This is a genomic window from Selenomonas sputigena ATCC 35185, from assembly GCF_000208405.1.
GTDB lineage: Bacteria > Bacillota > Negativicutes > Selenomonadales > Selenomonadaceae > Selenomonas > Selenomonas sputigena.
On record NC_015437.1, the window covers coordinates 1,047,501 to 1,068,395 of the forward strand.

Genomic DNA, 20,895 nt, shown 5'->3' on the forward strand with positions numbered 1-20,895 from the left:
CGGCATGGGAAGGTCGGGCGAAGAGAGTGAGACCCTCGTACACGAAAGGCTGAAGAACGGGCTGGAATCCAGAGTACCACGGGACACGAGGAACCCTGTGGGAAGCCGGGTGGACCACCATCCAAGGCAAAATACTACCTGACGACCGATAGAGGAAAGTACCGTGAGGGAAAGGCGAAAAGAACCGCGGGAGCGGAGTGAAATAGAACCTGAAACCGTATGTCCACAAGCAGTCGAAGCGCTTTATATGCGCGACGGCGTGCCTATTGAAGAATGAACCGGCGAGTTATCCTGTCGAGCGAGGTTAAGCGGAAAACGCGGAGCCGAAGCGAAAGCGAGTCTTAAAAGGGCGAAGAGTTCGACGGGGTAGACCCGAAACCACAGTGATCTATGCATGGCCAGGCTGAAACTCAGGTAAAATTGAGCGGAGGGCCGAACCCGTGAGTGTTGAAAAACTTTGGGATGAGCTGTGCATAGGGGTGAAATGCCAATCGAACGTGGAGATAGCTGGTTCTCCCCGAAATAGCTTTAGGGCTAGCCTCGAGTGATGCATGCAGACGGTAGAGCACTGATCGGGCAAGGGGGCGTAAAGCCTACCGACCCCAGTCAAACTGCGAATGGCTGCATGTCAAGCTCGGGAGTCAGCGTGCGAGTGATAAGACCCGTACGCAAGAGGGAAACAGCCCAGACCGCCAGCTAAGGTCCCCAATGCTGTACTAAGTGGAAAAGGATGTAGGAATTCGAAAACAACCAGGATGTTGGCTCAGAAGCAGCCACCATTTAAAGAGTGCGTAATAGCTCACTGGTCGAGAGTCCCTGCGCCGAAAATATCCGGGGCTCAAGTACAGAACCGAAGCTGCGGCTGCATACGAAAGTATGCGGGGTAGGGGAGCGTACCATGCGCGGCGAAGCCGTACCGGAAGGAGCGGTGGAGCGCATGGCAGTGAGAATGCCGGTATGAGTAGCGAAAAGGCCAGCAAGAATCTGGCCCACCGAAAGCCTGAGGTTTCCTGGGCAACGCTCGTCGTCCCAGGGTCAGTCGGGACCTAAGCCGAGGCAGCAAGCATAGGCGATGGACAACTGGTGAATATTCCAGTACCGCAGGGAGTCGTTTGAGTGATGGAGTGACGCAGGAGGGAGCTTGGGCGCGCGAATGGAAGAGCGCGTCGAAGCCGGTAGGCTGCAAGGGAGGCAAATCCCCCTTGTAAAAGCCGAGACGTGACAGGGAGGCAAACCTATGGGTGAGCCGAAGCCAAGCGGACCACACTGCCGAGAAAAGCTTCTAGCGAGACGAACTGCGCCCGTACCGAAACCGACACAGGCAGGCAGGGAGAGGATCCTAAGGTGCGCGGGAAAACCCTCGTTAAGGAACTCTGCAAATTGCATCCGTAACTTCGGGAAAAGGATGGCCGGAACTGGTGAAGACCCATGCGGTTGGAGCTGGGGCCGGCGACAGAAGAGAAGCCCAAGCGACTGTTTACCACAAACACAGGTGCCTGCAAAAGAGAAATCTGACGTATAGGTGCTGACGCCTGCCCGGTGCTGGAAGGTTAAGGGGAGAGGTCAGGAGCAATCCGAAGCCTTGAGCTGAAGCCCCAGTAAACGGCGGCCGTAACTATAACGGTCCTAAGGTAGCGAAATTCCTTGTCGGGTAAGTTCCGACCCGCACGAAAGGCGTAACGATTTGGGCACTGTCTCGACGAGGGGCCCGGTGAAATTGAAATACCTGTGAAGATGCAGGTTACCCGCGACTGGACAGAAAGACCCCATGGAGCTTTACTGCAGCTTGGCATTGATGCCCGGCGAATGATGTACAGGATAGGTGGGAGGCTAAGAAAGGCGGCCGCAAGGACGCCCGGAGCCGCTGTTGGGATACCACCCTTCATTCGCTGGTCATCTAACCGGAGTAGTTACGACACTCGGGACAGTGCCAGGTGGGCAGTTTGACTGGGGCGGTCGCCTCCGAAAGAGCAACGGAGGCGTCCAAAGGTTCCCTCAGCGCGGACAGAAATCGCGCGAAGAGCATAAAGGCAGAAGGGAGCTTGACTGCGAGACCGACAAGTCGAGCAGGTACGAAAGTAGGGCTTAGTGATCCGGTGGAATGAGAGTGGAATTGCCATCGCTCAACGGATAAAAGCTACCCTGGGGATAACAGGCTAATCTCTCCCAAGAGTCCATATCGACGGGGAGGTTTGGCACCTCGATGTCGGCTCATCACATCCTGGGGCTGAAGCAGGTCCCAAGGGTTGGGCTGTTCGCCCATTAAAGTGGTACGTGAGCTGGGTTCAGAACGTCGTGAGACAGTTCGGTCCATATCCATCGCGGGCGAAAGAAACCTGAAGGGGGCTGCTCCTAGTACGAGAGGACCGGAGTGGACGGACCAACGGTGTACCAGTCATGGCGCCAGCCGTGCAGCTGGGTAGCTGCGTCCGGAAAGGATAAACGCTGAAAGCATCTAAGCGTGAAACCAGCCCTAAGATGAAGTTTCTCACGGAGTAATCCGGTAAGGCGCCTCAAAGACGATGAGGTTGATAGGCGGGGAGTGGAAGCGCCGCAAGGCGTGCAGCCGACCCGTACTAATACGCCGAGGGCTTGACTCGCATAGCCCATCCAAGAGGCAAACCCCACAGGGGTGCAGCCGATTGGCAAAGGGGCTAGCGTGCGAAAACGTCCCAAGAACCAAGCGCGAAGCGCGCAGGTGATTGGCTGACGTTGACCGCTGCTGACTGCTGCAAGGCAGACAAAAGTGGAGAGCATGCGAAGTTTCGTCATCACCCTAAAATGTTCCATTGAGTCTTCTGTATAGTTTTGAGGGCACACCTCAACAAAGAAATCCAGTGGCGATAGCTGAGTGGTTCCACCTGTTCCCATCCCGAACACAGTCGTTAAGCACTCATACGTCGAAAGTACTTGGTTGGAGACGACCTGGGAGGATAGAAAGCTGCTGGTTCAATTCAAAAACGCCTGCTCATGCAGGCGTTTTTCTCTTATCTGAAATGAAGAGCGGAGAGCGTTGGAAGTCCTCGCCGCGTTTTGCGATTTGCGGAAGGCAAAGACGTCGCACTTCTGTGGCATGAATGTCAAGTGCGAGCATGTTTTCCAAAGTCGTTCGCTTTTCTGGAGAATATTTCAACGCGGCGTCTTTCAAAAAATGACTGGTCTTGCTTATGAGAGGAAGCGAACTTTTCTGTTTGATTTCATGCAGCAAGCTTTTTCCTGCACGATTGAATGCGAGTATACGAGCATAGAGAGGGCCATTCTCATCAAATTCATGAATATCCTGTCGACGAAGGTGCAGCATGATGTGGAATATGAGCCGTTGGATTCGACTTTGCGGATGACGACGACTGCGGCATTCATCGAGAAGTTCTTTCATGGTGAGGCAATGAGAAGCGGCGTGCAGCAGTCTGTTTTCAAACCCTTCATTTATACCATAGATTTCTTGTAAATTTTCCAGAGTATGATGTTCAAGCTGAGCAAGAAGCGGACGAAAAAGCAGATTGATTTCTGGTATAGCTTCTTCCGTATGCGCTTCGAATAAGGCTTCCATGCTGTTTGCAGGAAGAACTTTCGCCAGGAGGTTTCTTCGCGGTGCGGCGGTTTGGATTTCTCGGCGAATGGAACTTGCACTGGCATACGTGTCATGGAGTTCTTCATCATGATAAGCGGCGCCGATTCTTGCCACTGCAAAAGGTTCGATCGAAGTGGCGCAGCAATTCAAGGCGCGCAGGTATTCCAAGGCAAGGATGTTGTTCGGCTGCTTGAGGAAAGCTTCGTTTATACCGCTGCTTTGGGCAATGGCATGACTTAATGCAGCGGCATAGGAATGACCTTTTTGTACGTATGCATGGAGCAGTTCCTGCACATCGCTTCTCTTCGATGAATCCGCTGCGCATTGAAGAAAGGCGAGAGGGCTTTCTGCGCCGAAGGAGAGACCGTCAACGACACCCAAGCGCGAGAGCAGCGATACGCCTCCGTGTGCGAAATTCTGTGCGCTGCGCACGGCAAAGGCCGCCGGCAGTTCGAGCACGAGGTCGATGCCGCTCAAAACGGCGTGGCTGGCACGCTGCCATTTATCGAGAATCGCCGGGCAGCCGCGCTGTGTGAAACTGCCGCTCATCAATGCGATGATGCGGGCTTTGGGATATTTCGCACGTATGGTTTCAATCTGGTAAATGTGCCCGTTATGAAAAGGATTGTATTCTGCGATGATGCCGATGACATTCATGGAATCAACTCCTTGTATGGATGGTTCTTTTAGTGTACCATAGAATTGCATGTTGCAGATGTTTTCAGGAGGCATTGGATGAAAAAAAAAGTAGCGGTAGCGATGAGCGGAGGCGTGGACAGTTCGCTTTGTGCAGCTCTTTTGCAGGAGCAAGGATATGAGGTGCTCGGCATAACCATGCAACTTTCTGATGATAGTCGCGAGATGAACGGTGTTTCCAGCGCAGCGACAGACGCAAGGCGAGTGGCGGATTTTCTTGGCATAGAGCATGTGGTGGCAGATTTTCGTACGCTTTTTTCCGATAAGGTCGTTGATTATTTTTTGACGGAATATTTGACGGCACGCACGCCGAATCCTTGTGTGATTTGCAATCGCTTCTTGAAATTTGGGGAGCTTCTTTCGTTTGCGAAAGAAAAAGGCGCAGATTTTCTTGCTACGGGACATTATGTCCGTGTGGAGAAAGAAGAGGATGGATCCTTTTCCTTGAAGAAAGGCAGGGATGAAAAAAAAGATCAATCGTATGTCCTTTATCGTTTGCCTCGGGAAATATTATCGCATATTCTCTTTCCTCTCGGAAGCTATAGAAAGGAAGAAACGCGAGCCCTTGCCCAAAAACTTTCCCTGCCGGTAGCCAATAAGGCAGAGAGTCAGGAGATTTGCTTTGTGCCGGAAGATGACTATAAAGCGTATTTGTCGCAGCACAGGCCAAACCGTTTTCACACAGGAGATATTGTCGATATGCAGGGACAAATTCTCGGGCAGCACCGAGGTCTTCCTTTTTATACGATTGGGCAACGAAAGGGGCTCGGCATAGCGGCGGCACATCCTCTCTATGTCATCGCTTTGGATGAGGCAAATAATCGCGTGATTGTCGGGAAAAATGAGGAGCTTTATGCTTCGTCGCTTTTTGCAAGCGATGTGAATTGGCTGATGGAAGAACCGACACAAGAGATTTCGGTACATGCCAAGATTCGTTACGGCAGTCGTGAGGTGCAGGCGAATGTTTTGCCTTTGGAGGATGGAGCGGTCAAGGTATCCTTTCTTGAACCACAGCGAGCTGTTACGCCGGGGCAATCCGTTGTTTTTTATTCCGGAGAGCGCCTTGTAGGAGGGGCAACGATTGAGTCGCGGACATGAACGCGGCATATTTCAAGGGTTTTTCTTGCGAAAACGCTATTCTTGTTGCATAATAAGGAAAAGGCCTTATCGCTTTGTAATCTTGGGAGGGTGAATCTATGGCGATGTTTTCCAAGTCGCAGAAGATGCGTTTCTTTCTTGCGATATTCCTGCTGCTTTTGGCAACATGCGGCTGCGGGGCATGGTATTTTTTCTATTATACGAAAACGCCGGAGTATGGGCTGGAAAAAATCAGAATGTCTTTTGAAAAGCATGATTGGCAAACATTCGAGAAATACGTTGATTTAGATGCTTTGCTGGGCAACTCTACGGAAACATTGATTCAGGCCATGATTGATACGGATCGTCCGATGTCCGGAGATGCCAAGGCGGCTATGAATGGTTTCGTGCAGATGTTCAAGGCACCCTTGGCATTGACGCTGCGTACGGAAGTACAGTATTACATTGAACATGGCGAATGGAAAAACAGTGGGGCAGCATCGGAGACGCAAGATCCGATGAGCCTTGATATGGTGCTCACGAGGATCGGACTCAAGACGATACAGTTCCGCAACATTGATTACGTCGCAACGGATCGGGAGACGGGAACGGCACGCGCAGGCGTACGCGTTTATCAGGCGGATATTGGTGAGGAATTCATTTTTGAAGTGAAGCTTGTGCAGGGCGGGGATGGCGTCTGGCGCGTAACGGAAATACAGAACCTTCATGATTTCGTTGCGATGATTGCCAAGGCGCACGATGCGATACTGGCAGATTATCTCGCTAAATCTCAAGCCATCATAGACGCTCACGGAAAATCAGTGCAGGAGATCGAGCAGGAATTCAGCAGCACTTTGCAGAAAGGCTCTCTTGGCAATGATGAAACGCGTCAGGCATTGAAGACCATCATGCTGGAGAAAGCCGCAGCAGACTGGACGCAGCGCAAAGCTGAGCTGTCTGACCTCACAGTGCCGCCCATGGCGGATACGCTGCATCATCTCCGTTTGCGCAGCTGTGATATGCGCATTGCTTACATCCTTGGGTATGCGGCATGGCTGGACGACAAGAAGGCGGCGACCATCCGCGAGGCGCAGGCGAAACTGAAACAGGCGAAGACTCTGGAAAACGAAGCAGCTGCGCTTGCACGCCACATGTCGGGACAATCGAATGCTGTTCCACAACCGCAGCAAAAGCCAATAGGGAATGAAGCATTGGAAAGCATGACGGAACTGCAATAGGAATCCACGGAAGAGCCGCCGTAATCGGCGGCTTTTTGCATGCGCCTTTGTCAACTGATTCTTACGAAAGGTTGACGAAAGAGGAGGCTTTATCTATAATGAGGTTGCATTTTCGATTACCAGGAACATGGAAAAGAAGCGAGGTTTGAAAAGTATGAAACAAGAAGATACGATGTCTGTGCAAAAGATGACGAAGATGGCGCTTTGTGTGGCGCTTTGCTGTGTCGCCGCGTATATTTCCGTCCCGTTGCCGTTCACTACGGCGATGATCACGGCATTGACGCTCGCGATGAATCTTACCGCTTTTATCTTGAAACCGCGAGAGACGTTTGCGGTGCTTTGCGTCTATACTTTGCTTGGGTGCATTGGTCTGCCCGTCTTCGTCGGCGGCACGTCGGGTGTGGGCAAACTTTTCGGCCCTACGGGGGGATTCATCATCGCTTTTGTCATTGCCTACCCAATCGTCAGTTGGCTCAAGGGGACAGGAAATTCGTTTAAGCGTTTCCTTTTGGCAGCCGTTTTTGTCGGTATTCCCCTCACGTATGTCGGGGGATTGACTTCCATGATGCTCTTGATGGATGTCAGCCTTTGGCAGGCTCTCGTCATGGCAGTTTTTCCATTCATTCCAGGAGATGTCTTGAAGGCTGCCTTGGCTGCATTTCTGGGTGTAAAACTCAACAGAGTTTTTCGGCAGTACGAATGATATAATGGAGAGGTTCAACCAATATTTCATGGAAATCCATTCACAAGTATGATAGAATAAATAAATTGAGAAAAGTATATTTGTACCGTTGAGGAAGGACGGATAGATTCCGCGCTTCTTTAAGAGAGTTTATATTATGAAATTGCGAGGTTTTATTTTTGATGACATTTGATTCAAGTACAGAGACGGTGGCCGTTCTTTACGATATTGAGAATGCGCCTTTTGAGATGCTGGATTTTACCTTGGGGAAGGCACGGAAGTTTTTTCCTTGCCGTATGATCGTTGTTTCCGACTGGGAAAAGCACCCTGAGCAGAAGCGGTGGAATCGCTTGATGTCTCGCAAGGGGCTTACTTTCCGCCAGATTGATCGAAAGGTCGATGGCAAGAATTCACTGGATTACGCATTGTTCGACATGGCGAAAATCCTGCGTGATGAGGGCGTGCGCCGCTTTCTTATCGTGACGACGGATTCCGATTTCGTAGCGATTGCTCAGATGCTGCGCGAAAGCGACACGCCGTGTCACATCATCGGCGTGGGAACAGAGCAGGCGAGTCAGTCTCTGCGTGATGCTTATGATGAGTTTTATTGCTATCCGCCTGTCAAGAAGAAGAAAGCGAAGGCGCAGGAGCAAGACGCGCCGGAAGAAAAGGATAAGCAGAAAGCAGGAGGAAAGGCGGACAAAAAACAGCAGAAGAAGCAAGCGAAGAAAAATCAAGAAGATGCGGCGAAGGAGTCTGACAAGCAGCTTTCTCTCGCAGGGAAGAATATTTTGCAAGTGCGCTTGCCCAAATCTCTTTTTGACAAGCTGCAGAAGAAAAAGCGTCATGAAGATGTTGATATGGAACAGCTTGTGACATATCTTTTGATGCGCGGTTTGAACGACTGAGGCGAGGTGGAGCGTGAAGAAGCAAGAAGAGAGTGTTCTGCTCTACCAATTTTCCGATGAGGCTGCGTTGGCTATTCAAGAGGTTTTGCGCAAGTTGAGAATCCAGGCGAGCGTTCTAGAACCAGGAGCATGGCATCAACGCATTGGCTTCTTATTTGCCTTGAAGGGCTTCAAGCCGGGGACTTCGGAGGAAGAAGCCTTTGATTTTCCGTATGAGGCGGTAGTTTTTCATAACATCAAAGGCAAGCGGCTCGATCAGGTTCTTCAAGCTTTGAAAGATGCGGGCATTGCACATATAAAGTTCAAGGCGGTGACGACGCCGTTCAATCTGCATTGGACGCTTGCACGACTGTGCCGAACCATGCATAAAGAACATGCTTATATGATGGAAAGGGATAAGAATTCGGAATGAGGTACGATGATCTCGATCGGACGAGCGTTCTTGTGCGCAAGGAGAAAAATACGTCAGATGGCAGGAAGCTAGACGATACGCAGGAGCTGCCGCCTTTGTCCCAAGATGCTTCTCCTATTTTTTCGAGGCAGGGGACGGTGCGGGAGCTTCCGCCGCTCACATCAAAAATGGAGCATCAGAGGGTGGATGCTGCAGAGTCTGGAAATAGGCGGCAAAGCAGATTCCGCAAGGGGCTGATTTTTGCCGCTTGTTTTGCGGTGGCTCTTTTTTGTGGGTTTCTTTTGTCCGATATGTTTCGCAATCATGAACAAGCTCTTGAGGACGGCCGCAAGGAGGCGCAGCAGGTTGAAATGCGTCAGCAGGAACTTGCTGCACGCGAAGACTCTCTAAAGAAGCAAAGGGCGAGCATAGCGGAGCAGAAAAGAGCGCTGGAAGAAAAAGAGTTGGAACTTGAACGAAAGGCGCAGCGCGCTGCCGGGCGCACGGAACGCATCGAGCAGGAAAAGGACAAGGGAACGGTTGTCGGCGGCTGGGTGGACAAGGTCACGGGAAAGGAAAAGGAGCGCAAGGAGGCGAATGAGAAGAATGCCGCTGAAATTCAGCAGGCAAACTTGGATATCGCTTCGGTACAACAATCCATCAAGGATGCTCAAGCTGTTCTTGATGAAGTGGACAAACAGCTTGACAATGTCAATGAAATGAAAGATCAGGCAGATCGCTTGAAAACGGTTGCACAAGATACGTATGAGAAAAATCAAGGGACGATCAGTCAGATCTTTCATTATGTGAACGAGGGCGCTGATATGCTGCGTCAGATTCTTCAATGACGTGCTTTTCAAGATACAAAAGGAGGATGAACGTGAAGAAAATCATTGCCTTTCTCTTCTTGCCGCTTCTGTTCCTTACGGCTGGCTGCGGCGGCGGAAGCAAACAAGAGCTTGGTACGTTGAAAATCGGTCTCATGCCTGATACGGATTCCGTTCCATTCATCATTGCACAGGAAAAAGGATATTTTGCAGAAGAGGGACTGAATGTGGAACTGCACTCGTTCAAGAGTGCTATGGACAGGGATTCTGCTTTGCAGAGCGGCAATCTTGATGGAGCTGTTTCCGATCTGCTCGCCGTTGCGTTTGCCAAGGATGGCGGCTTCGACGTCAAGGTTACTTCCATGACGGACGGCAGTTACAAACTTGTTGCAGCGCCTGGGACGGAAAAGCTCTCCGTCAAGGAACTCGCCGGCAAGGAGGTCGCTGTTTCTCGCAATACGATCATCGAATATGTGACAGATCATATTCTTGAAAGCAACTCTATGTCCGGTGATGATATAGCGAAGGTCGTTATTCCGCAGATTCCGACGCGCTTGGAGCTTTTGCAAAGCAGTAAGCTGGCAGCGGCCACTCTGCCGGAGCCAATGGCAAGCGTTGCTGTTCACAACGGATGCCGATTCATCACTGGATCGGATGAACTCGGTATCAACCCTGGCGTCATATTGTTTACGGAAAAAAGCACGAAGGAAAAGCGGGCAGAAATCCAAGCGATGTACCGCGCTTACAACAAGGCTGTAGCTTATCTCAACAGCACGGAGCGTGCCGAGTATATCGACCTCGTAGTAGAAAAGAGCGGATTTCCGCCAGCGGCGAAAGAAGCTCTCGTTTTGCCCGTTTATCACACGGCAGCACTGCCCAAGGAGAATGACGTTACGGACTGCATTGCCTGGCTCAAGGGCAAGGAACTGATTAAGAATTCCTACGGGTACGCTGATCTCGTGCTCGATTTATTGCAGCCATGATCGATTTGCAGCACCTGTCCTACGGTTATCGTGTCGATAAAAAATGCATGCAAGTGTTGCACGATATCAATATGCATGTAGAAAAAGGGGAGATTTGCTCTGTCATAGGTCCTTCCGGGTGTGGGAAGTCGACGCTTCTAAAAATCATTGCCGGTCTTTTGCACGATTATGATGGGACTGCGATGATCGATGGAGTCCCTGTTGACCCGAAACGGCAGCGCGTCGGATTCATGCCTCAAAATTACGGACTCCTGCCTTGGAAAACCGTGCGTGAAAATGTCGAACTTGGCGGGAGGATACGTTATGAAAGGGTGCGGGAGAACGAGACCGTTTCCATGATGCAGCGACTGGGCATCGATGCATTCAGTGAACGGTATCCAAAAGAACTGTCTGGTGGGCAGCAACAGCGCGTGGGCTTGGCACGCGCCTTTTTGCTTCGTCCCGATGTGCTTTTGATGGATGAACCGTTTTCGGCACTGGACGCCATCACGCGCGAAGAGATGCAGGAGGTTTTCCTATCCCTTTGGCACGAGCAGCATGTGACCACGGTTCTCGTTACGCATTATGTGGAGGAAGCGCTGTACCTTGGACAGAGAATCGTGATTCTTGCCGACGCTCCTGGGCGCATTGCCGAGGTGTTGGATAATCCTCTTTTTGGCTGTATCGATCAGCGAAATAAAGTAGAATTTTTTCGTATGAGCTGTTATTTGCGTGAGCAAATCAAGAAGAGGTGGCGTCGGGCATGAAGCGTACTGTTGTTTACATTGGCGCTGCCGCCATACTGTTTTTTGTCTGGTGGGTTCTTTCTTTTTTTCTTGCATTGCCGATTGTGCCAAATCCATGGAGTGTTGTTTCCTGTTTGCAGAGCATCTTTTTATCCTCAATTGCCATTCATGCAATTTACAGTTTGGGAAGAATTGCACTGGGTCTTGTCCTTGCTGTAGGAATTGGCTACCCCATAGGGATTTTTATGGGATATGCAGCGAGGGCTGATCGTATTTTTTCTCCTTTTGTCTATCTGATGTATCCCGTTCCGAAAATCGCCTTGCTGCCGATTCTCATGCTGCTTGCCGGCGTGGGGGAGATCTCCAAGGTCTTGATGCTCTTTCTTATCATCGTATTCCAAGTCATCATCGCCGTGCGCGATGCCGTGCGTGCGATTCCGCAAGAGACGTACATGCCCCTTCTTTCCTTGGGGGCGTCGTTTTTTTCCATTTTTCGCCATGTTCTTTGGCCGGCGTCTTTGCCCAAATTCATTACAGCTGTGCGCGTTGCCATGGCGACGGCGATTTCCGTATTGTTTTTTACGGAGACATTCGGTTCGCAATATGGGTTGGGATATTTCATCATGGACGCATGGCTTCGTGTCAATTATTTGGAGATGTATGCAGGAATCGTTGTGCTCAGTTTGCTCGGACTGCTGCTCTTCTCCATGCTTGATTTTATCGAGATGAGAGTTTGCCGATGGCAATATAAATAAGTCTTTCAGTCTTATTGCAGAGGGCGACAGTCCTGAAATTTGAAAAATTATCCATAAAGAGTGACAAGATGCGCTGCTTGTTGTATAATTTGATTAGAAAGAATTTACTTATGAAAGTTTAGCATCTTGAGGATGGGTGAGATATGCCGATCAAAAATACCATGGAAGAATTCGTTCAGCAGAATATCGATGCTGTTTTGCGCATGTATCCCGATTGCTGCTCCTGCGAAAAATGCAAGGAAGACATCATGGCGCTTGCCCTCAATCATCTTCCGCCCAAGTACGTATCTACGCATAAAGGGGATTTGTTTGCAAGAATCGCGACGATGGATCCGGTGGACAAGGCGTTTATCATTCAAGAGATTGCCAAGGCGATACAGATTGTACACAAGATGCCGCGTCACTGAATGCGTATGAATTTATGGCACAAAGAAAGCGATGTCGTTTGAAACGGCATCGCTTTTTTTCAACGTTCTCTTGTCACAGCGTTTTCTTCTGTCTCGTTCGTTTTGGGTCGTCTTCGATGCGTGACTAGAATTTTGTCAATGCGCGCGCGATCCATGTCGACAATTTCAAACGTAAAATCATTCCACTGACAAACTTCTGTTTCTTTGGGAATGTAGCCAAAGTAAGAGGTCAGGAAACCTCCCATCGTTTGGAAATGCGCTTTATCCTCATCGGGCAGAGGCACGTCAATATCAAATTTCTCTTTGAAGTCGTCGATTGAGAACAGTCCATCCATATACCAAGCATCCTTGCCGCGTGGAATCATCTGCGGTGCGTCGATTTCGTCGGCGTCGAAGGATGTTCCGATGATTTCGTTCATGATGTCCGTCAAGGTAAGAAAACCGATAACGCCGCCGTATTCATCCAGCACGACGGCCGCATGCACACCCGTTTCACGGAATTTTTCCAGCACGCGGAATGTTTCCATGGAACGCGGAACGAAGAGCGGTTGGCAGATGAAAGCGGATAATTCAAGCGGCCGCTTTTCCAAACAGGCGTCGAGAAGATCCTTGGCATGAAGTATGCCACAGAAATCGTCAAGGCTGTCACGTCCCACCGGAATGATGGTTTCGGGATTTTCTTTGATGAGCCGCAAATTGTGCTCTATGGAATCTTCGAGATCGATCCAGAACATCTGCGTGCGCGGTGTCATCAAGGCGTAGGCTGTTTGATCACTCATGTGGAAGATATTGTCAACCATTGTCTGCTCTGCTTTTTCAAACGTTCCCTCTTCGGTACCTTGTTCGATCAGATCTTTGACTTCATCCTCCGTAACTGTGTCGGTTACATGAGGATTGATACCAACTAAGAGAAGCAGGAAATTTGCTGAATTGGAAAGGGACAATACTGCAGGGCGCGTGATGTACTCAAGGACATGCAGCCAGCGATGAAAACGCCGCAAATACTTTTCTGGATTTTGCCAAGCGATTTTCTTGGGAAGAAACTCTCCCATGAGAAGTGCGAAATAAGATATGGCAATCGTGCTCAAGACGAATGCGATTGTATGCGCGTAGGGAAGAAAATGGAGAATTTCCTCCAAGAGGGGGGCAATCGCACTGCCGATGACAATGCCGAGCAGTATGCTTGTGAGCGTGATGCCGATTTGCACGACAGAGAGGACGTTCTCAGGCATTTCCAAAATCGTCAAAGCGGCAGCCGCATTTTTATCACCGTCATCGGCGAGCTTTTCCAGACGACTCTTGTGGCTTTCTGTGATGGCGGTTTCCGCCAAGGCAAAAAAACTGCTTGCCGATACGAGAAAAACGCTCAGAAGGATAAGCAATGGCAAATCTGGACTATCCAAGAGGGGACACCATCCTTTGTTAAATATAAAAGTGACACGCCTATTATACCATATTGCGGCAAATCTTATCCATGCTTCCGTAAAGGTTAAGGCTTGACAATCTTGCGAGCAGGAATAATCGAATGAACACCGAAATAGATAAAATGGATTTTATATTATTATTTGAAGGGGCGAAAACGAACGATGAGATTTTCCCGATTGAATTTCATCCTTGCAGTATCCCTGCTTGTTGTACTTACGTTGCTGGCGAGTGGCATTTTCGCGTATCATACTTCCTGCCGCGGACGCATCCTCTACGGAGTGCAGAGTGAGGGGCGCTCCTTGTTTGGCTTGACGCAGAAGGAGGCGGAGCAGTATTTTACGCAGTTGGGGAAGAAGAAACTTGCCAGTCAGACTGTTTCTTTAAGAAGCAACGGCGCTGTGTGGAAAATACAACCGCAGGAAGTGAATCTGCAGCCTGCTGCGGCTGCTGCTGCAGAGGAGGCCTATAATTCCGGGCGTGAGGGGACGTTTGTATTACAGGCGGTGACGCAGATCAAGAATGCTATTTACGGATGCAATATTCCTTTTACGGCAAGTTATGACGAATCGCTTCTGCAGGCGAAATTGGAAGGGATAGCGGAAAAACTCCTCGTTCAACCGGTCAATGCGGCATGTGAAATCAGCGTCAACGGAGCGATTCACCACATTCCGGGAAAATCGGGGAAGAAGCTCGACATAGCTGCCTCATTGAAGGCGTTGGATAAACCGCTGAAAGAAATGCAGGCGGCAAACCTTGAGCTGCCTTTGGAAGAAAATCCCCCGTTTGTCCGTACGGAGGATGTCGCCAACGTCAATGCCGTGCTTGGAACTTATACGACGTATTATCGGCACGGTGCGCGTGGAGACAATATTGCCATAGCGACGCAGCAGCTCAACGGCGTCCTGATTCGCAGCGGAGCAAACTTCTCTTTCAACAACATCGTGGGAACGCGTACCGCAAATGCCGGCTATAAAAATGCTGCGGTTCTGGTAAACGGAAAGTCTGTTCCGGGCATTGGCGGCGGCGTCTGCCAGGTCAGTTCGACGCTTTACAATGCGATTCTCTTGGCAGGTCTCAATCCGACAGAGAGGTTTTCGCATTTCATTCCGTCTTCGTATTGTCCTCCAGGGCTTGATGCGACGGTGGCGGATAATTTGATTGATTTTCAATTCATGAATCCTCTGCCGCATAATGTTTATATTTTAGCAAGTGCAGATGGCAGAAAAATCACGGTGCAAGTGCTTGGTACGCAGGCAGATCTTCAAGGAAAGCACATCTCTATTGAAACGGTCGGCTCAAGCAGGCGACCTTCGGTATATCGCGTTTACAGCGCCAACGGGCAGGTCGTCGAGAGGGAATACCTGCATACGGATTCTTATTCGTAGATTGCTGCACGGGAATACCGATGACAGTGAGACCAGCAGAATACTTCTTTCACTATCGCAATGAGGAAATATGCCTATGGAAAAGAAAAAAATCATTGTCGGAGCCACTGGAGCGAGCGGCTTGCCGCTCCTGATTGAATGCCTAAAATTCATTCGCAAGGAGGAGGGTTTTTCTTCTGTCTTGCTGATGACTCGTGGGGCAGAGCTTACGCTTCAGCATGAAACGAAAATGAAAGCGTCCGATGTTGCTGAACTTGCGGATGAAACTTTTGAGATTGACGAAATCGGTGCGGGGCCTGCCAGCGGTTCTTACCTTACGGCAGGTATGCTCATCGTGCCTTGTTCAATGAAAACGCTCGCCGGCATACATGGCGGATACGCCGACAATCTCCTTCTGCGAGCGGCGGATGTAATGCTCAAGGAAAAGAGGACGCTTGTCCTCGCGGTTCGCGAGTCGCCGTTGAGTCCGATTCATTTGCGCAATATGCATGAGTTGTCGCTTTTGCCGACGGTTCATATCGTGCCGCCCATGATGGTGTTTTACAATCAACCTAAAACTATAGAAGAAATGGTGCAGCAAGCAGCGGCAAGACTGCTTGCGCCGTTTGGGCTTATGGCAAAGGCATATCATCCGTGGCAGGGACTTTGAGAGATGATGCAGAGGAGTGAAGCGAAGTGAAATTGACATTTCTAGGGGCTGCTCATACAGTTACCGGCTCTTGCTATTTGCTGGAGAGCGAGGAGAGGAAAGTTTTGGTGGACTGCGGCATGTTTCAAGGCGGTCGCCGCATACGCGAGTTGAATTACAAGGAGTTTTGCTTCAATCCTGCTGAACTCGACTGCGTGATTCTGACACATGCACATATCGACCATTGCGGTCTTGTGCCGAAACTCTATAAAGAGGGTTTCAAGGGGGCTGTATATGCGACGAAAGTGACCTGCGAGTTGGCGCATATCATGCTGCCGGATTCTGCCCATATACAGGAACACGATTCGGAAGTTCTGAACCGCAAGATTCAGCGCAGCGGCGATACGCTGATTCGGCCGCTCTATGCGATGGAAGATGCAGAAGCGTCATTGAAACATTTTGTGCCGAAGTCTTACAACGAATTGTTTCGCGTAGAAAACAACATCGAAGTGCGTTTTCGTGACGCCGGGCATATCATTGGCTCTGCCATCGTGGAAATGTACGTGGAAGAGAACGGGAAGAAGACGAAGCTCGTGTTTTCCGGCGATTTAGGTCAGCCCGATCAGCCCATCATCAAAGACCCTACGATCATCGAAGGGGCGGATTATCTGCTGCTTGAGTCGACATACGGCGATCGCCTGCATCAATTCTACGATAAGGAAACAGCCCTACTGGAAGCCGTGCAGGACACGATGGAGCGCGGCGGCAATCTCATCATCCCGGCTTTTGCTGTCGGACGCACGCAGACCTTGCTCTATTATTTTTATAAGCTTTGGAAGGAAGGGCGCATGGAGGATGTTCCCATCATTTTGGACAGCCCCATGGCGATTGCTGCTACGCGCGTGTTCATGGAGAACATGCAGGAGTTTGACGAGACGACGGTCGAGCTGTTGGCGAAGCACGGCGGCGGCTTGCCGCAAATGCCGCATCTGCGCATCTGCGAGACTGCGGAAGAATCGCGGGCTTTGAATTCGCAGGCGAGCTCCGCCGTCATCATTTCGGCGAGCGGCATGGCAGATGCCGGGCGCATTCTCCATCATCTCAAGCACAACCTTTGGCGACCGGAGTCGACGATTCTCTTTGTCGGCTATCAAGCGGAAGGCAGTTTGGGCAGACGCCTCATCGACGGCGTGAAACGCGTCAAGGTCATGGGCGAGGAAATCGCAGTCAAAGCCAATATTCAAATGCTGGAAGGGTTCTCCGCCCATGCAGATATGAACCAGATCCTTGATTGGCTCGCGCCCATACAGGAGCCGAATCCCGCGCGCGTATTCGTCGTCCATGGTGAGCCGTCGGCCTCGGAATCGCTTGCCGAACAAATCGAAAAACGCTTCAAACTCAAGACATATATTCCGTTCTTTGGTGATTCCATCGTCATGACGGGGCGCGAACATGAGATTCACGAGTCTCATCTGCCGGAAGTTTCCGTCGAAAAGGAAATGGAGGACTTCCTGCGCACGGTTGATTCCACCTACCGCCAGCAAAGACGTCGCCTGCTGCAGTACGTTGTGCGCAATCCGCAGCAGATGGAGGTTGTCGTCCGCACGGTGCAGAAGGGCTGGAACTATATGAAGAAGCTTTTTGCGACGTTCAATCTCTGATGGGTTTTCGTTGACAGCGCAGAGGACATGTGATAAGATTCAAGACGAATAAAGTGTATAGAGATGTCCTTTGAAATTGGTCCTGTGAGGCTGATAAAGGAAGCCATAAGGGTGCGGCGGCATGAACCGCATCGTTGCCATGCAAAGAAAGCTTTCTTATGCCTTGCATAAGAAAGCTTTTTGTCTTACAAGCACTTAGGGAGTGATTCGCTTGAGCAAGAATCCTGTTTCATTACGCGGCAAAAACATTTTAGGACTGGAAGATTTCTCACCGGAGGAAATCCAGCTTGTCCTTGATTCTGCCAAAGGCATGAAGAATGTGATCCACAGGGATATCAAGAAACTTCCCACATTGCGAGGAAAGTCAATCGTCACATTGTTCTATGAGCCGAGCACGAGGACGCGCTCCTCTTTCGAGTTGGCGGGCAAGTATCTCGGCGCTGATGTCGTCAATATCACAGCGGGGACGAGCAGCATCGTCAAGGGGGAGAGTCTGCGCGATACGCTGCTGACGGTTGAAGCCATGGGAGTTGATGCCATCGTCATGCGCCACAAGGCTGAAGGTGCGGCGGCCTATGCGACACAGGTTGTGTCGCCCGTGATCATCAATGCGGGCGATGGAGCGCATGCACATCCGTCACAGGGCTTGTTGGATTTGTTCATCATCTTGCAGTACAAGAATACCTTGCAAGGCCTGAAGGTCGCCATCATCGGCGACATTTCGCACAGCCGCGTGGCGCGCTCCGATCTATGGGGCATGCGCAAAATGGGGATGGAGGTTCATCTGGCCGGACCGAAGACACTGCTGCCGCGCTTTCTTAAAGAAGAACCGGGAATCTTCGTGCATGAGTGTATAGAAGATGCCATCCGCGATGCGGATGTCATCAATGTGCTGCGCATTCAGCTTGAAAGGCAGAAAGCAGGTCTTTTCCCTTCCATGCGTGAGTACGCACGCATCTTCGGTTTGAATGAGGAAAGGCTGAAGCTTGCTAAGGAGGATGTGCTTGTACTGCATCCGGGTCCGATGAACAAGGGACTGGAAATATCACCGCGTGTAGCTTACAGCAGCCATTCCGCCATACAGGAGCAGGTGCAGAACGGCGTGGCAGTTCGCATGGCGCTCTTGGCTCTGGCATTGATGGGAGGAAAGCAGAATGAAGCAGATCTTTAAGGGTGGTCGCGTCGTAGATCCGAAGAATGGCGTAGATGAAAAACTGGATATTCTCGTCGAGGACGGCATTGTTCAAAAGGTTGACAAGAATGTGGTAGATGAAGAGGCCAAAATCGTCGATGTCAGCGGCAAGGTTCTCGTTCCCGGCCTCATTGATATGCACACGCATCTGCGTGAGCCGGGGCAGGAAGCGAAAGAGGATTTCCTGTCCGGCTCGAAGGCGGCGGCTGCAGGCGGCTTCACGACGGTCGCCACCATGCCAAATACAAGCCCTGTCGTAGACACCGCCGCCCTGGTGCGCAGCCTGCAGACACGGGCGAAAGAGGTCGGACTCGTTCACATCGAAATCATCGGTGCACTGACAAAGGGACAGAAGGGCGAAGAGCTTGCAGAAGTGGGCGATATGAGTCTCGCTGGAGCTGTGGCGTTTTCCGATGACGGACACTATGTGAAATCTGCCAAGGTCATGATGAATGGCATGGATTATCTGAAAAAGTTTGATAAGATCATCATCGATCATGATGAAGAACTCTCGCTCATCGAAGAAGGCGTCATGAACGAAGGACATCGAAGCGCGATGCTCGGCATGAAGGGGCGTCCGACTGTGGCGGAAGATATCGCTGTGGCGCGCGATATCCTGCTTGCAGAATATGTCGATTCGCCCGTCCATGTTGCGCACATCAGTTCGGCACGTTCTGCCGAGCTTGTACGCGAAGGGAAGCGGCGCGGCGTCAAGGTCACGGCGGAAGTTACGCCGCATCACCTCATCCTGACGGATGCCTGTGTCAATCCGCTGGATTCTTCCACCAAGGTCAATCCGCCGCTGCGTGGGCAGAAGGATGTCGACGCCATGCTTGAGGCGCTTCAGGACGGTACGATCGACATCATCGTTTCCGATCACTCGCCGCATGCCGAGGAGGAAAAAGATCGGGAATACATGTATGCGCCGAGTGGTTTTCCAGGTCTTGAAACGACGTTGGGGCTTTTGCTGACAGCGTTTTACCACAAGGGGAAAATGGATTTATCCACGCTCATTGCCAAGATGACTTCAGCGCCTGCTGCATTGTTTCACCTGAAGGCAGGAAGTTTGGAAGCAGGAATGCCGGCGGACATCACGGTCATCGATCTCGAAAAAGAGTGGGTGGTGGATGCCGACAAGTTCTATACGCGCGGCACGCACTCGCCTTATGTCGGGCGCCGTCTGAAAGGCAGAGCTGTGATGACGGTGGTCGATGGCCGCATTGTGATGCGCGATGGAAATGTCCTCGCCTCAAAAAAGGAGAATGTCGGATGAAAGGGAACTTGATTTTAGAGGACGGCAGCGCCTTTTCCGGTGAATTGCTGGATGAAGCGAAGGAATTCGGCGAAGTCGTATTCAATACGGGCATGACGGGCTATCAAGAGGTTCTGACCGACCCGTCGTATTGCAGCCAGATCGTGACCTTGACGTATCCGCTGATCGGCAATTATGGCGTGGCGAAAAGCTTCATGGAATCGCGCAAATCCTTTGTCAACGGTTTCATTATAGCGGAGCTTTGTGATGTTGGAAGCAACTGGCAGTCGGAAGGAGCGCTGGCGGATTTCCTGCGCGAACAGGGCGTACCCTGCCTGCATGGCGTCGATACGCGCGCTGTGACGCGCCACATTCGCTCTGTCGGTGCGATGAAGGGCGTCATCGTGCCAGGAAACACAACGCAAGAGGAAATCGACAGAATGCTTTCCCGAGAAATTCAAAAGGACGTTGTGGCAACGGTGACGACGAAAGAAACGTATGTCATGGCTGCGGACAGTGCGGATGCGCCGCGGGTCGTCGTCATGGATTTCGGCATAAAGCAGAACATCCTGCGCTCCCTGCATGAATTTGGCTTCCATCTCACCGTTGTGCCGGCACAAACGTCGGCGGAAGAAATACTTGCCATGAATCCCGATGGCGTATTTCTGTCCAACGGTCCCGGCGATCCCAAGGATGTACCGGACATCATCGCAGAAGTCAAAAAGCTCATCGGCAAGAAACCCATCTTCGGCATTTGCCTCGGGCATCAGCTCTTTGCGCTCGCCATGGGAGCCGATACATATAAATTGAAATTCGGTCATCGCGGCTCGAATCAACCCGTCAAAAACTTGGCGATGAACCGCGTGCACATCTCATCGCAGAATCATGGCTTTGCCGTCGATGAATCGTCTCTGCAGGGACTGCCGCTGGAGGTCACGCATCGCGCCGTAAACGATGGGACGGTGGAGGGACTGCGCCATACAGAGCTTCCCGTATTCACGGTGCAGTATCATCCCGAGGCGTCGCCAGGGCCGACGGACAACCGCTACTTATTTGAGCAGTTTCGCGCACTTCTCAAGGAGGAAAAGTAAC

18 protein-coding genes and 2 rRNA genes (1 of these 20 cut by a window edge) are annotated in these 20,895 nt (G+C 50.9%); 18 read left to right on the top strand and 2 right to left on the bottom strand.

Annotation, left to right across the window (positions count from 1 at the left end; genetic code table 11):
• Positions 1-2,600 (top strand): 23S ribosomal RNA (locus SELSP_RS04715); it begins 479 nt to the left of the window's first position.
• Between the two features lie 233 nt (positions 2,601-2,833).
• Positions 2,834-2,950 (top strand): 5S ribosomal RNA (gene rrf, locus SELSP_RS04720).
• An 18-nt stretch (positions 2,951-2,968) separates the two neighbouring features.
• Here the strand turns inward: rrf and SELSP_RS04725 are convergent.
• Positions 2,969-4,228: a nucleotidyltransferase gene (locus SELSP_RS04725; protein ID WP_006190994.1), complete on the bottom strand. Its 1,260-nt coding sequence runs from the start codon at positions 4,226-4,228 to the stop codon at positions 2,969-2,971.
• Positions 4,229-4,306: 78 nt separating this feature from the next.
• Between SELSP_RS04725 and mnmA the strand changes: the two genes are divergently transcribed.
• The 10 genes from mnmA (at position 4,307) to SELSP_RS04775 (ending at position 12,260) form a co-directional block, all read left to right on the top strand.
• Positions 4,307-5,365, top strand: a complete 1,059-nt coding sequence (gene mnmA / locus SELSP_RS04730; protein ID WP_013740729.1) for a tRNA 2-thiouridine(34) synthase MnmA — start codon at positions 4,307-4,309, stop codon at positions 5,363-5,365.
• Between the two features lie 98 nt (positions 5,366-5,463).
• A complete protein-coding gene (locus tag SELSP_RS04735; RefSeq protein ID WP_006190991.1) occupies positions 5,464-6,582 on the top strand; it encodes a hypothetical protein in 1,119 nt (372 codons plus the stop codon).
• A 154-nt stretch (positions 6,583-6,736) separates the two neighbouring features.
• Complete coding sequence (locus SELSP_RS04740) at positions 6,737-7,285, top strand: biotin transporter BioY (RefSeq protein ID WP_013740730.1); 549 nt, start codon at positions 6,737-6,739, stop codon at positions 7,283-7,285.
• A gap of 161 nt (positions 7,286-7,446) precedes the next feature.
• Entirely contained in the window at positions 7,447-8,172 is a 726-nt protein-coding gene (locus tag SELSP_RS04745; protein ID WP_006190981.1) for an NYN domain-containing protein, read from the top strand.
• A gap of 13 nt (positions 8,173-8,185) precedes the next feature.
• Entirely contained in the window at positions 8,186-8,584 is a 399-nt protein-coding gene (locus SELSP_RS04750; RefSeq protein ID WP_006190979.1) for a DUF3783 domain-containing protein, read from the top strand.
• The gene (locus SELSP_RS04755) at positions 8,581-9,411 is read left to right on the top strand and encodes a hypothetical protein (protein ID WP_006190976.1); all 831 of its coding nucleotides are present in this window, start codon (positions 8,581-8,583) and stop codon (positions 9,409-9,411) included. The genes SELSP_RS04750 and SELSP_RS04755 overlap by 4 nt, the downstream gene beginning before the upstream one ends.
• A 32-nt stretch (positions 9,412-9,443) precedes the next feature.
• Positions 9,444-10,373, top strand: a complete 930-nt coding sequence (locus SELSP_RS04760; protein WP_013740732.1) for an ABC transporter substrate-binding protein — start codon at positions 9,444-9,446, stop codon at positions 10,371-10,373.
• Positions 10,370-11,119, top strand: coding sequence for an ABC transporter ATP-binding protein (locus SELSP_RS04765; protein ID WP_006190969.1), 750 nt, complete (start codon positions 10,370-10,372; stop codon positions 11,117-11,119). Before SELSP_RS04760 ends, SELSP_RS04765 begins: the two co-directional genes overlap by 4 nt.
• Positions 11,116-11,853 carry an ABC transporter permease gene (locus SELSP_RS04770; RefSeq protein ID WP_006190968.1) on the top strand — a complete coding sequence of 246 codons (738 nt, stop codon included), beginning with the start codon at positions 11,116-11,118 and terminating at the stop codon, positions 11,851-11,853. Before SELSP_RS04765 ends, SELSP_RS04770 begins: the two co-directional genes overlap by 4 nt.
• A gap of 143 nt (positions 11,854-11,996) precedes the next feature.
• Positions 11,997-12,260, top strand: coding sequence for a late competence development ComFB family protein (locus SELSP_RS04775; RefSeq protein WP_006190966.1), 264 nt, complete (start codon positions 11,997-11,999; stop codon positions 12,258-12,260).
• A gap of 59 nt (positions 12,261-12,319) precedes the next feature.
• On the opposite strand, the gene SELSP_RS04780 is transcribed toward SELSP_RS04775, so the two are convergent.
• Complete coding sequence (locus tag SELSP_RS04780; protein ID WP_013740733.1) at positions 12,320-13,663, bottom strand: hemolysin family protein; 1,344 nt, start codon at positions 13,661-13,663, stop codon at positions 12,320-12,322.
• 198 nt (positions 13,664-13,861) lie between these two features.
• Here SELSP_RS04780 and SELSP_RS04785 point away from each other — a divergent pair, with 198 nt between their 5' ends.
• The 6 genes from SELSP_RS04785 (at position 13,862) to carA (ending at position 20,894) form a co-directional block, all read left to right on the top strand.
• Complete coding sequence (locus SELSP_RS04785; RefSeq protein WP_013740734.1) at positions 13,862-15,070, top strand: VanW family protein; 1,209 nt, start codon at positions 13,862-13,864, stop codon at positions 15,068-15,070.
• Between the two features lie 76 nt (positions 15,071-15,146).
• Complete coding sequence (locus SELSP_RS04790) at positions 15,147-15,719, top strand: UbiX family flavin prenyltransferase (RefSeq protein WP_013740735.1); 573 nt, start codon at positions 15,147-15,149, stop codon at positions 15,717-15,719.
• A 26-nt stretch (positions 15,720-15,745) separates the two neighbouring features.
• Entirely contained in the window at positions 15,746-17,359 is a 1,614-nt protein-coding gene (locus SELSP_RS04795) for an MBL fold metallo-hydrolase RNA specificity domain-containing protein (RefSeq protein WP_013740736.1), read from the top strand.
• Between the two features lie 211 nt (positions 17,360-17,570).
• Positions 17,571-18,530 (top strand): aspartate carbamoyltransferase catalytic subunit, encoded by a 960-nt coding sequence (locus SELSP_RS04800; protein WP_013740737.1) that lies wholly within the window; start codon positions 17,571-17,573, stop codon positions 18,528-18,530.
• Positions 18,514-19,824: a dihydroorotase gene (locus SELSP_RS04805; protein ID WP_006190954.1), complete on the top strand. Its 1,311-nt coding sequence runs from the start codon at positions 18,514-18,516 to the stop codon at positions 19,822-19,824. Before SELSP_RS04800 ends, SELSP_RS04805 begins: the two co-directional genes overlap by 17 nt.
• Positions 19,821-20,894, top strand: coding sequence for a glutamine-hydrolyzing carbamoyl-phosphate synthase small subunit (gene carA / locus SELSP_RS04810; RefSeq protein ID WP_006190952.1), 1,074 nt, complete (start codon positions 19,821-19,823; stop codon positions 20,892-20,894). The genes SELSP_RS04805 and carA overlap by 4 nt, the downstream gene beginning before the upstream one ends.
• Position 20,895: the final 1 nt, after the last annotated feature.